General features: G+C 64.7%; 11 protein-coding genes. 6 read left to right on the forward strand and 5 right to left on the reverse strand.

All coding sequences use genetic code 11. The features are described from left to right. Positions 1 to 9: 9 nt before the first annotated feature. Complete coding sequence (locus ACFVSJ_RS03445; protein WP_387434447.1) at positions 10 to 1,071, reverse strand: YeiH family protein; 1,062 nt, start codon at positions 1,069 to 1,071, stop codon at positions 10 to 12. Between the two features lie 101 nt (positions 1,072 to 1,172). Between ACFVSJ_RS03445 and ACFVSJ_RS03450 the strand changes: the two genes are divergently transcribed. Continuing rightward, complete coding sequence (locus ACFVSJ_RS03450; RefSeq protein ID WP_387434448.1) at positions 1,173 to 2,072, forward strand: LysR family transcriptional regulator; 900 nt, start codon at positions 1,173 to 1,175, stop codon at positions 2,070 to 2,072. A gap of 2 nt (positions 2,073 to 2,074) precedes the next feature. Here ACFVSJ_RS03450 and ACFVSJ_RS03455 read toward each other — a convergent pair whose 3' ends face one another. Together ACFVSJ_RS03455 and ACFVSJ_RS03460 are read right to left on the reverse strand one after the other, a co-directional pair. After that, positions 2,075 to 2,743 carry a response regulator gene (locus ACFVSJ_RS03455; protein WP_387434450.1) on the reverse strand — a complete coding sequence of 223 codons (669 nt, stop codon included), beginning with the start codon at positions 2,741 to 2,743 and terminating at the stop codon, positions 2,075 to 2,077. Beyond that, the gene (locus ACFVSJ_RS03460) at positions 2,740 to 4,338 is read right to left on the reverse strand and encodes an ATP-binding protein (RefSeq protein WP_387434452.1); all 1,599 of its coding nucleotides are present in this window, start codon (positions 4,336 to 4,338) and stop codon (positions 2,740 to 2,742) included. The genes ACFVSJ_RS03455 and ACFVSJ_RS03460 overlap by 4 nt, the downstream gene beginning before the upstream one ends. Positions 4,339 to 4,582: 244 nt before the next feature. On the opposite strand from ACFVSJ_RS03460, the gene ACFVSJ_RS03465 reads away from it, so the two are divergent. The 5 genes from ACFVSJ_RS03465 to ACFVSJ_RS03485 all read left to right on the forward strand — a co-directional run bounded on the left by ACFVSJ_RS03465 (position 4,583) and on the right by ACFVSJ_RS03485 (position 8,614). After that, positions 4,583 to 5,590 (forward strand): Bug family tripartite tricarboxylate transporter substrate binding protein, encoded by a 1,008-nt coding sequence (locus ACFVSJ_RS03465; RefSeq protein WP_387434453.1) that lies wholly within the window; start codon positions 4,583 to 4,585, stop codon positions 5,588 to 5,590. Continuing rightward, positions 5,587 to 6,090: a tripartite tricarboxylate transporter TctB family protein gene (locus ACFVSJ_RS03470; RefSeq protein WP_387434455.1), complete on the forward strand. Its 504-nt coding sequence runs from the start codon at positions 5,587 to 5,589 to the stop codon at positions 6,088 to 6,090. The genes ACFVSJ_RS03465 and ACFVSJ_RS03470 overlap by 4 nt, the downstream gene beginning before the upstream one ends. Continuing rightward, entirely contained in the window at positions 6,090 to 7,622 is a 1,533-nt protein-coding gene (locus tag ACFVSJ_RS03475) for a tripartite tricarboxylate transporter permease (protein ID WP_387434457.1), read from the forward strand. The genes ACFVSJ_RS03470 and ACFVSJ_RS03475 overlap by 1 nt, the downstream gene beginning before the upstream one ends. Continuing rightward, positions 7,619 to 8,011, forward strand: a complete 393-nt coding sequence (locus ACFVSJ_RS03480; protein WP_387434459.1) for a universal stress protein — start codon at positions 7,619 to 7,621, stop codon at positions 8,009 to 8,011. The genes ACFVSJ_RS03475 and ACFVSJ_RS03480 overlap by 4 nt, the downstream gene beginning before the upstream one ends. 72 nt (positions 8,012 to 8,083) lie before the next feature. Beyond that, positions 8,084 to 8,614 carry a GNAT family N-acetyltransferase gene (locus ACFVSJ_RS03485; protein WP_387434461.1) on the forward strand — a complete coding sequence of 177 codons (531 nt, stop codon included), beginning with the start codon at positions 8,084 to 8,086 and terminating at the stop codon, positions 8,612 to 8,614. Here ACFVSJ_RS03485 and ACFVSJ_RS03490 read toward each other — a convergent pair. After that, a complete protein-coding gene (locus ACFVSJ_RS03490) occupies positions 8,611 to 10,746 on the reverse strand; it encodes a glycogen debranching N-terminal domain-containing protein (RefSeq protein WP_387434463.1) in 2,136 nt (711 codons plus the stop codon). The genes ACFVSJ_RS03485 and ACFVSJ_RS03490 overlap by 4 nt on opposite strands. Before the next feature lie 51 nt (positions 10,747 to 10,797). Then, entirely contained in the window at positions 10,798 to 11,871 is a 1,074-nt protein-coding gene (locus tag ACFVSJ_RS03495) for a glycosyltransferase family 4 protein (protein ID WP_387434465.1), read from the reverse strand. Positions 11,872 to 12,001 lie beyond the last annotated feature (130 nt).

A 12,001-nucleotide genomic window follows, 5' to 3' on the forward strand; every position in this document is an offset into this window, starting at 1 on the left:
GGGGAGCCACTAGGCCATCAACCACGCAGCGCCCAGGCCAAGGGCCGCGATCAGAGCCCACGCGCACAGCGCCATGACAAGCGACCGTGGTCCGGCATGCAGGAGTTCACGCACCTGGACCGCGGAGCCCAGGCCAAAGAGGGCTGCTCCGAGGGCGATCTCCTGCAGCAGTCCTCCGACGTCCAGGACCACAGGCGGAGCCCAGCCCACGGTGCGAAGAACCATCATGGCCAGGAATCCCAGCACGAACAGGGGAACGATCGGCGGAAACTTCGCTGGGCTTTCATTTCCGCGGACCTGACGAAACCGCTGCCACACACCGGCCGTGGCAACGATCGGCGCCAAAAGGACCACTCTGGTCAGCTTGATGACGACCGCGGCACCAAGGGCAACCGTGCCGGCAGTCTGGGCTGCGGCCACCACCTGGCCCACATCGTGAACCGACGCTCCCACCCATCGTCCGAAGGTCACGGCGTCCAGTCCCAAGGGGTGCATCAGCAGCGGCAAAGTACCAATGGCCAACGTCCCGCATAGCGTCACGAGGGCAACGGGCAGGACTGTGTCATGGTGCTTGGTTCCCCTCACGGCGGCCATGGCCCCGATGGCCGAGGCACCGCAGATGGAGAAACCCGTGGCAATGAGCAGCGGAGCATCGCCGGGCAGCTTGAACAGCTTGCCCAAGGCATACGTGCCGGCAAAGGCGAGCAACACCACGGCGACGATAAGCCCAAAAGCCTGCCAGCCCAGGGCGGCAATGTCACCCAGGCTCAGCTTCAGCCCCAGCAGGACGATCCCCGCCCGCATCAGATGCTTACCGGCAAAACGGAGACCCTGCTGCCAGGCACCGCCAACCCAGCCTGTAACTCCGGGCACATTGGCGGCGGCAATCCCCAGGACGACGGCAAGCGTCATGGCCGGAAGGGACGGCAGCAAGGCGTGGATGCCGAAAGCCAGTGCCACCGCCACCAGACAGGCAGCCAGTCCCGGAGCAACAGCGCGGACCCGTCCACGGCGCCGAACGGCAGCGGGCAGCACCGGGACAGCCGGGGACGTCGCGTTGCTTGTGCTCATGCTTCCACGATCCCCCTCATCCGCCGTCCACGGTAGCCGTCCTTTCAGCCTGAACCCATGCTTAATTGACATGGGCCGAGCATCAGGCATATCGTCCACGCATGAGCAGCCGCCCTGACCTCACCGCACTGGAAATCCTGGTCCTGGTGGCCGAAACGGGATCCCTCGGGGCTGCGGCCCGCCGAGTGGGCATGGCACAACCCAATGCCAGCCGCGCCCTTGCCCGGCTGGAACGGCAACTCGGCCTGACCCTTGTGGTCCGCACTCCAGCCGGTTCCCGCGTCACCAACGAAGGGGAAGTCGTCACGGCATGGGCCCGCGAGGCGCTCGGTGCAATGGACCGGATGATCCTGGGAGCCCGATCGCTCGCCGAGGAACGGGCAGCCCATTTGACGGTCGCGGCCAGCCTGACCATCGCGGAGTACCTGGCCCCACGTTGGCTGGCCCGTTTCCGCCGGGCACACACGGACCTGCATGTCAGCCTCGCCGTCGGGAACTCCGGCGAAGTCCTGGAACAGGTGGCTGCCGGAAAAGTACCCCTGGGCTTCGTCGAGACTCCGGCGTTGCCCCGTAGCGTGGCCTCAACCACCGTGGCCCGCGACGAACTTGTGGTCGTCGTGGGAACAACGCACCCTTGGGCACGGCGGCGCGTCCCCGTCCAGCCTGACGAACTGATCGCCTCCGAATTGGTCCTTCGGGAAGTTGGCTCGGGAACCCGCGACACCCTGGTCAGGGCCCTTGAGCGTTCGGGCAATCCGTTGGGCGATCCCCGGATGGAACTCGCCAGCACCGTGGCAGTGAAGGCTGCCGCCATCGAAGGCGCGGCCGTGGCGGTCCTGAGCGAACTCGCTGTGACAGCCGAACTCGCCACCGGCCAGCTCATCGCCGTTCCTGTCCAGGGCCTGGACCTCACGCGTTCCCTGAGGGCGGTGTGGTTGCCGGAGCGGCGGCCTGAGGGAAGCGCCGCGGAGTTGATCCGGATTGCCAAGGCAAGCCGCTGAGTTCACCGCGCCTTGAGGACGTACCGCCTTTCGGGACGTCCGACGCCGTACTTCAGCCTGACGTCCAATGCGCCGGTTTCGTGGAGGTACTCAAGATAACGCCGGGCGCTGACCCGGGACGTGCCCAGTTGCTCGGCAACCTCGGCCGCAGACAAGTCACCGGCCGCGGCTTTCAGCGTTGACTCGACCCGCTCCAAGGTTTCCACGCTGCAGCCCTTGGGCAGCGTCCGTTCCGATGCGCCCAGGCCGAAAACCCTGTTGACGTCGGACTGTTCGGCTTCCACTTTGGAGGCATCCATCCCGTGGTAGGCGTGCAGGTAATGCTCCAGCCGCTCCTGCAGGTCGGCCTGGGAAAAGGGCTTGATAAGATAGTGGACAATGCCGCCGCGCAGCGCCTTGCGCACGGTTTCCACCTCACGCGCTGCACTGATCACCAGGACATCAAGGTCCGGGGCCACATCCCGCAGCTGGTGCATGAGGTCCAGCCCGTTGGCATCGGGCAGGTGGATGTCCAGCAAAACCAGGTCCGGCTGCAGCCGCTGCGTCTCCACGATGGCCTGCGCGCCCGTGTGTGCCACTCCGAGCACCGCGAAGCCGGGGGTCCGCTGAATGAAGCCGGCATGTACTTTTGCCACCATGAAGTCGTCATCGACGATCAGGACTTTGATCACGGGTGAACTGCCTCCTTCATGAATCTCGCGGCGAACACGGCGCCGTGGTGGTTCGAAACCGTCAGGTCTCCTCCGCTGCGACGGCAAATCACCCGGGAAAGGGCCAGCCCGAAACCTCGCGCGTCTCCGGGCCCGTGGTCCTTGCTGGAAAAAGCCTGTTCCTTGGTGGAAAAGCCTTGCTGGAAAATATCCCCAAGGGAACCTTCAGGTACCCCGGGCCCATTGTCCCGGACGGTGACCCGCACATCGTCATCCGAGTCCACCACCAACACGGTGACCGTTGCCCCGGGAAGGCCAGTGACGGCGTCGAACGCGTTGTCCACGAGGTTGCCCACGACGGTGGTGAGGTCGCGGGATAGCTCCTCCGGAACCCGCGGAAGCACAGAGTCCGGGTCCAGTTGGAGCTCCACCCCGCGCTCTGTGGCCAGGCTGGCCTTGGCCATCAGCAGGGCGGCGAGCGCCGGGTCCTGGATCCGACTGGTCACTTCATCGTTGAGCCTGGTGCGATCGACGGTGGCGCCGTTGACGAACTGGATCACGGACTCGTACTCCTCCAGTTGAAGGAGGCCGGAGATGACGTGGAGTTGGTTGGCGAACTCATGGGCTTGGGCGCGCAGGGTGTTGGTCACGGTCCTGGTGGCCCCGAGTTCGCGTTCCAGCGAGGACATCTCCGTGCGGTCCCGCAAGGTGGTGACGGACCCGATGTCCCGGCCACCGGACTTCAGTGCCACCCTGTTCATGACCACCAGCCGGTCCCCCACCAACACCAGTTGGTCCGGATCCGCCTGCTCACGGGCGAGGACGATTTTCAGTGCGGGGTCCACGGACAATGAGCCGAGGCGCCTTCCGACACAGTCGTCCGGAAGGCCCAGGAGTTGCCGGGCGCTCTGGTTGGCCACGGTGATCCGTTCATGCGGGTCAAGGGCCACGACGCCTTCCTTGAGTCCTTGCAGCATCGCCTCGCGGTTTTCCACCAACCCGGTGATTTCGCGGGGCTCCATGCCCAAGGTTTGCCGCTTCACCCTCCGGGACATCAGCAGGGATCCGGCAATGCCCAGGACGCTCGCCACGCCGAGGTAGGTCAGCAGATTCGGGGCTGCGTCGCCCAGCCGTTCCAAGGTGGAAGGGTAGTTGCGGCTGATGGAGGCGATACCGATCATCTCGCCGGAATCGTCCAGGACCGGAACGTGGGCCGAAAGGACCGGGCTGCTGCCGCCCGCCAGCACGCCGGTCCACGCCCGGCCCTCCATCACGCGGCTGTCGCCCAGCGGCAGGGCCTTACCCACCAGGCCCGGATCAGAAGCGGTGACCACAGTCCCGTCCAGTTTCGCCAATGCCACTTGGGCGGATCCGGAGACCGTCCGCACTGATTCGGCCACCGCCGGGAGGGCAGAACCCGACCGTGGCCCCGCCGTCGGAAGCAATTCACGGACGGTGGGGTTGTTTCCCAAAGCTTCGGCGGCTGACAGGGCGCGCCGCCCTTCCGTGCGTTCGAAGGATGCTGCAGACTCGGCGAGGGAAATGGCGGCGACGGCAACGAGCACGGCCAGCACGATCAGCAACTGCAGCACAAGGTACTGTCCAGCGAGGGACATGCCTCTTCTTCGAGTCAATGCTTGGTCCTTTTGGATGATGTCCAGGTTGCCTGGAGTACCGGAACTATACCTCAGTGCTGGTCAGAAGCGGTCCGGAGCGTGAACGCAATGAACTTAAAGATCACTGCGTACACAAGAGTGATCCCCGTCACTGACCGGCCTAGCATCAACGGCAGGGCAGGAAGCCAACGGAGCCCTGCACAGAGATTCGATGACGAATTTTCACACTGAGAAGAGGAACACCATGCGCCAGATCCGCGCATTGCGAATTGCCGCCGTCGCAGCCGGCATCGCCCTGATGGCCACCGGTTGCGGTGCCACCAGCAAGAACTCCACAGGCACCGAAAGCTCCGGAGCTGCCAAGCCCATCAGTGGGCTGCAGATCATGGTGCCGAACACCCCTGGCGGAGGATATGACACGACAGCCAGGGCTGCAGCCAAGGTCCTGGACGACGAGAAGATCACCACCAACACCGAGGTCTTCAACCTGGCCGGAGCCGGCGGCACCGTTGGCCTGGCGCGCGTGGTCAACGAGAAGGGCAATGGCGATCTGGCAATGCTCATGGGCCTGGGCGTTGTCGGAGCCAGCTACACCAACAAGTCCGAGTCCAAGCTGACGCAGACCACTCCCCTGGCACGCCTCATCGAGGAGCCCGGCGCGATCATGGTGGGCAAGGACTCCCCGTACAAGACCATCGATGACCTGGTGAAGGCTTGGAAGGCCGATCCTGCGTCCATCTCCGTCGGCGGCGGTTCCTCCCCTGGCGGCCCGGACCACCTCCTGCCCATGCAGTTGGCAGGTGCCGTGGGGATCGACGCAACCAAGGTGAACTTCGTTTCCTACGACGGCGGCGGCGACCTCCTCCCTGCCATCCTCGGCAACAAGCTCGGCTTCGCAGCTTCCGGAGCAGGCGAGTACCTGGAGCAGATCAAGTCCGGCGAAGTCCGCGTCCTCGCTACCAGTGGCGAGAAGCGGCTTGACGGCGTGGATGCTCCCACGCTCAAGGAATCCAACATCGACCTCGTGTTCACCAACTGGCGCGGCATCGTGGCACCTCCGGGCATCAGCGACGACGACAAGAAGTCCCTCATCGCAGCCTTGGAGAAGATGCACCAATCCGCCGGGTGGAAAGAAGCACTGAAGACCCACAGCTGGACCGATGCCTTCATCACCGGCGACGAATTCCAGACCTTCCTGACCGACCAGGACAAGCGCGTTGCCGATGTCCTCACCAAGCTTGGCTTGGCGTGAGCACTGCAATAAAAGGCCTCAAGGGCCGCGCCGAGCTGGGGGTTTCCCTCCTGCTCGGCGCGGCCGGGGTCCTGGTCTTCCTGGATGCCAACGGCCTGGTTACGCCGTATTCGAAATCGGACCCTGTTGGGCCCAAGACCGTGCCGTTCATCGTGGCGGCGCTCCTGGTGGTTTGCGCTGTGTTGCTCGCCATCAACGTCCTCCGTGGCGGCAAGGGTGAAGCCGAGGGCGGCGAGGACGTGGACCTGGCCCACCCCGCCGACTGGAAGACCGTCCTTCCCCTTGCCGGGGCATTCATCCTCAATATCCTGCTCATTGACTGGGCCGGCTGGGTCATCTCCGGGACGGTCCTTTTCTGGGGCAGCGTCCTGGCCCTGGGCAGCCGCCGCTACATCCGTGACGGCCTGATCGCCCTGGCCCTGTCGCTGCTGACCTTCTACGGCTTCTACCTCGGCCTTGGCATTGCGCTCCCGGCCGGGCTTCTGGAAGGAATCCTCTGATGGACGTCCTGTCCTCCCTGATGGACGGTTTCGCAACCGCCCTGACTCCCATGAACCTCTTGTACGCCATGATCGGCGTGCTCCTTGGCACCGCCGTCGGCGTCCTTCCCGGCCTCGGCCCGGCCATGACCGTGGCGTTGCTCCTCCCGGTTACGTATGCCCTTGAGCCCACCAGCGCCTTCATCATGTTCGCCGGAATCTATTACGGCGGCATGTACGGCGGTTCCACCACCTCCATCCTGCTGAACACTCCCGGCGAATCGTCCTCTGTTGTGACGGCGATCGAAGGCAACAAGATGGCCAAAGCCGGGCGCGCTGCCCAGGCCTTGGCGACCGCCGCCATTGGCTCCTTCGTTGCAGGAACCATCGGTACCGCATTGTTGGCCGTCTGTGCGCCCATCGTGGTCAAGTTCGCCGTCAGCCTGGGCGCTCCCAGCTACTTCGCGATCATGATCCTCGCCCTGCTGGCAGTCACCGCCGTCCTGGGCTCGTCCCGGCTCCGTGGCTTCGCTTCGCTGGCCCTCGGCCTGGCCATCGGCCTGGTGGGCATCGACTCAGTGACAGGCCAGCGCCGGTTGACCTTTGGCCAGCCGCTGCTGGCCGACGGTTTGGACATTGTGGTTGTGGCCGTGGCCATCTTCGCCGTCGGTGAAGCGCTCTGGGTAGCCGCCCACCTTCGCCGCAGCCCCCTCCACATCATCCCCGTGGGCCGCCCCTGGATGGGCAAGAAGGACTGGGGCCGTTCCTGGAAGCCGTGGCTTCGCGGCACCGCGTTTGGTTTCCCCTTCGGGGCACTGCCTGCCGGTGGAGCGGAAATCCCCACATTCCTCTCCTACGTGACCGAGAAGCGGCTTTCCAAGCACCCGGAGGAATTCGGCCATGGCGCCATCGAAGGCGTAGCCGGCCCTGAAGCTGCCAACAACGCAGCCGCAGCCGGGACCCTGACTCCCATGCTGGCCCTCGGCCTGCCCACCAACGCGACGGCCGCCGTCATGCTTGCAGCCTTTACCACGTATGGCATCCAGCCGGGTCCGCAACTGTTCACCAGCCAGGGTCCGCTTGTTTGGGCACTGATCGCCAGCTTGTTCATTGGGAACCTGCTGTTGTTGCTCATCAACTTGCCGCTGGCTCCGATCTGGGCGAAGCTGCTGCAACTCCCCCGGCCCTACCTGTACGCGGGCATCCTGTTCTTCGCCACCCTCGGGGCGTACTCGGTGAACCTGCAGGCCTTCGACCTGGTGATCCTGCTGGTCCTCGGTGCCCTCGGCTTCATGATGCGGCGGTTTGGCCTTCCGGTCCTGCCGCTGATCCTGGGCGTCATCCTTGGACCGCGCATCGAAGGCCAACTCCGCAAGACGCTGCAGCTGAGCGCCGGCGATCCGGCAGGGCTCTTCAGCGAGCCGATCGCCGTCGTGGTCTACATCCTGGTGGCGATCATCCTGGCGTGGCCGTTCGTGTTCAAGCTGATCCGCCGGAACCGGCCCTTGCCGGAACTGTCCCACCCAGTCCCCCAGAAACAGGAGAACCCATGACCATCGTGGTGGGATACGTCCCCACGCCCGAAGGTGAAGCCGCGCTGACGCAGGCCATCGCCGAGGCCAAGAAGAGCAACCGCCACCTGCTCGTCATCAACTCATCCAAGGGCGACGCCCTGGTGGACAACCGGTACGCCCAGGAACCGGACATCCAAAGCATCGAGGAACGCCTGGCAACCCAGGGCATCGAGCACACCATCAAGCAGCCCGTCCGCGGCCATGATGCCGCCGCCGAGGTCCTGGACGCCGCCGACGAACACAACGCAGAACTCATCGTCATCGGCCTTCGCCGACGCAGTCCGGTAGGCAAGCTCATCATGGGCAGCGTCTCGCAGCGGATCCTGCTGGAAGCCGACTGCCCGGTGCTGGCGGTCAAAGCCGACTAGGAGTTCCGGTACGGAAAATGCCCCTAAGATGCGTTCTTAGGGGCATTTTCCGTACAAGCCAAGGGGACGCACATGACCGAGACCATTCGCACCGCCCAGACGGACGACGCCGGAAAGCTGGCCGGGCTTGCCGCCGTCACCTTCCCGCTGGCGTGCCCTCCCGGCGCGTTGCCGGAAGACATCCAGGCCCACCTCCAAAAGCACCTCAGCGAGGCCAACTTCGCGGAGTACCTCGCCGATGCGAACATCACCATCCTGGTGCTCGACGACGGCGGGCAGCTGAACGGGTACACCATGCTGATTGCCAAACCGGCAAGCGACCCGGAGGTCGCCTCGGTCCTTTCGGCGCTGCCGTCCACGGAACTCAGCAAGTGCTACGTTCACCCCGACCACCATGGCCAGGGCGCAGCCTCCCGTCTGATGAGGGCCTCCCTGGCTGACGCGGCAGGCAAGGGCGCGGCCGGTGTGTGGCTGGGCGTCAACAGCGAGAACGCCAAAGCCATCCGCTTCTACGAGAAGTCCGGCTTCCAACGGGTGGGCACCAAGTCCTTCAAGCTCGGCGACTCCGTGGAGCACGACTTCGTCATGGAACACGAGCTCTAGCCAAACAAATCCCCCGCCAGCGGTGGCCGCGGATCGTCACGCAACTGCAGGCCCTCCGGCAGCCCTTCCACCGTCCCGGACGAACCAGAGGCCCTCACAGTGATCCGGGACGTGCCCAGCAGCACGTTGTCCGCCGTGAATTCCCCGAAGGATTCGGGCAGGATCGGCGCGAGGTGCAGCACGTCCCGGGTGAAGTCGGGATCGAAACGCAGCAGGATCCTGGCGAGCTGCACGGGAGCGGCAGCCGCCCACGCCTGGGGGGAACACGCCGTCGGGTACGGAACAGGCTCCGGAAAGTCCGAACGGTCAAAGCCACAGAACAACTCCGGCAACTGCCCGCCAAAGTGCCCGGCGGCGTCGAACAGTCCTCGGGCAATCCGGCTCGCCTCGTCAACAAAGCCGTAACGCATGAGGCCCGTTGCGACGAGCGCGGAATCATGCGGCCACACCGAGCCGTTGTGGTAGCTGACCGGGTTGTAGGCACCCATGTCCGAGGCGAGGGTCCGGATGCCCCAGCCGGTGAACATTTCCGGCGACATCAAGCGCTCCGCAACCAGAGGCGCCTTGTCCTCGTCCACGATGCCCACCCACAGGCAATGGCCCATGTTGGATGTGCACGAGTCGACAGGTTTCTTGTCCTTGTCCAGCGCCAGGGCGAAGTAGCCCTTGTCCGGAAGCCAGAAGGTTTTGTTGAAGGCCTCCTTCAGTGCCTCCGCCCGGTCGGCGCAACGGCGTTCGACGGCGGTGTCCCCCGCCGCCCGCGCCAGAAGGGAACGGCCCACGTAGGCGGCGTAGGCGTAGGCCTGGACTTCGCAAAGGGCTATCGGGGCCTCGGCCATGGTGCCGTCGGCGAAGTTGACGCCGTCCCAGGAGTCCTTCCAGCCCTGGTTGACGAGGCCGTGCGGGTTGGGCCGGACGTATTCAATGAAGCCGTCGCCGTCGCGGTCCCCGTACTTCTCCATCCATTCGATGGCCCGGTCCGCGTGCGGCAGGAGGGATTCGATGATGTCCGAGCCCAAACCCCAGCGGCTTAGTTCACCGAGCGTGGAGACGAAGAGCGGTGTGGCGTCGGCCGTTCCATAGTAGGCGGTGCCGCCCAGGGACAACCCGGCAGTGATTCCCAGCCTTACTTCGTGTGGCATGCGCCCGGGTTCTTCTTCTGAATCGACGTCCACTTTGCTGCCCTGCAGGCCGGCGAGGGTTTGCAAGGTTCCGGCGGCGAGGCTGGGGTCGACCATGAGTGACATGTAGGAGGCCAGCAGCGAATCCCTTCCGAACAACGCCATGAACCAGGGCGCGCCGGCTGCCACCGCGGCGCGGCCGGGGTGTTCGTCGTCGAAAATCCGCAGTGCTCCCAGGTCGCGCTGGCTCTGCGCAAGCACCCTCGTGACGTTCATGTCCGAGACCGTGACCCGGGGAACGTGTTCTTCCCACTGGGTTTGGCGTCGGGCACCGGTGCTGTGCTGCAGCGGAGTGCCCGCCGTGAATGGGTCGTCCGGGACTTCACCGTTGACCAGCGGCAGCGCAATGATGGTGGTGGACCAGTGGCTTCTTGCGGGAATGGTGACGTTGAAGGTCAGCCCTTCCTGCGTGGCCTTGGCGCCGTCAGCCTGGAATGACACACCCCGCTGCTGTCCGTTTGAGTGCCGTGCTTCAAGGTGCAGTTCGTGCTCGCCAGCAGCCTTTGCCACACCGTCTGCGTTGCTTACCCGCCCGCCTTTGACGTCGAAAAGGTCCGCCAGATCGGCGTCGATGAGCAGTTCTATGGTGCAGTTGGAGTGCTGGCCGGAGTAGTTGCGGATGGTGATGTCATCCCGGAGTCCGGAACCCACGCTCCTTTGGTGCTGGACCAGCAGAGGACTTTCGAAGCGCCCATCCTCAGTGCAGGCGCGACCGACGTATTCGGCTTGGAAGGCGCTTGGATTGCGCGCCACCAGCGGCTCGCGTGGTTCGCCGTTGATCCGAAGGACCCAGCGGGACACGATCCGCGTGTCCTGGTAGTAGGCACCTTGGGAGCCGCCGGCATGGATGTCACCTGTGTGGGAGGAGATACAGAAGGAAGAGCCTTCGACGACGGTCACCGCCCCCAGTTCCGACGCTCCGGCTTCCGTATCTGCGTTCCAAGCGGTCATATGCGGCGGGCTCCTCAGCGGGTCTCGGGGTTTCGCGGCCCGCAACCTCCGCTACAGGGCCTGTCTCTGATTCTCTTTCACGTATCCATCCCTCGTAACCCCCTTGCTGCCGAATTGATGGAGAACGTGCGCGTAGAGGTCCAGATGTTCCGCCGCCATACGTTCCGCGCTGAAGCTCTCTTCCACGGAGCGTCTGCAGACCGTCCTGTTCAACCGGACGGCCCCATCCATGAAGCCTGCGAGTTCGCTGACCTGGCCGAGGAATCCCGTCTCACCATGCCTGATGATTTCCGGCGCGGCGCCCATCCTTGTCGCCAACACGGGGGTTCCCGTGGCCAAGGCCTCGATCATGACCAGGCCGAACGGCTCAGGCCACTGGATCGGGTTGATCAACGCCACCGCGTCGCCCATGAGTTCGTATTTCTCCGGATCGGACAGCTCACCGAGGAACTCCTCGTCCTTTGCCAACGCTGGCCGGACCACCTCGTCATAGAACTGCACCTCATCCTTGGCGTGCATCTTGGCCGCTATCCGCAGGGGAATTCCGGCCTTCCTGGCCACCCCCACAGCCTCCATGAGGCCTTTGTCCGCGCACATGCGTCCCACGAAGCACGCGTAGCCCCCTTTTCCTTCACCTACGGCCACTGTGGAGAGGTCCAAACCGTGGTGGATGACCGCGGCGACATCGAGGTCGGGGACCATCGACCGCTGATCGTGGGAGATCGAGATGATGGCGGTGTCCGGGGCCATGGCGTGGTAAATCCTGGCGGATTGCTCCGTGAGCTGGCCGTGGATGGTGGTGACCACGGGAATGTCCGCGGGCCTGTGGGCATACAGTGGCCCGGCCAGGGTGTGGTCATGGATGATGTCCACGCCACCCATGCCGTCATAGGCCTTGACCACGTGGCTCAATTCGCTGAGCGTCAGCCCGACTTCCTCCGGTGTGCTGGTTTCAAACCCGGGCAACTGGGGCACCGGGCAGGTACTGTCCGAGGCCGCTGCGAGCAGGACCTCGTGCCCGGCGTCCACGAGTGCCCGCGCAAGGACATCAACAACCCGCTCGGTGCCGCCATATTTCTCCGGCGGCACGGTAAACCAGGGTCCAACAATGAGTCCGATGCGCATGCCGGGCCTCCGCGCATAACCCCCAAATGAAAGGCTGTCTGCGTAACCTCCCCTAAACATATTCCCGAAGGGCCGGCCCGGCAACTGGTGAGGAATCTAACGAGGCCGAACGGAATGCCCGGAGCAGGGC

The sequence above is a fragment of the Paenarthrobacter sp. NPDC058040 genome (genome assembly GCF_042885775.1).
Classification (GTDB): domain Bacteria; phylum Actinomycetota; class Actinomycetes; order Actinomycetales; family Micrococcaceae; genus Arthrobacter.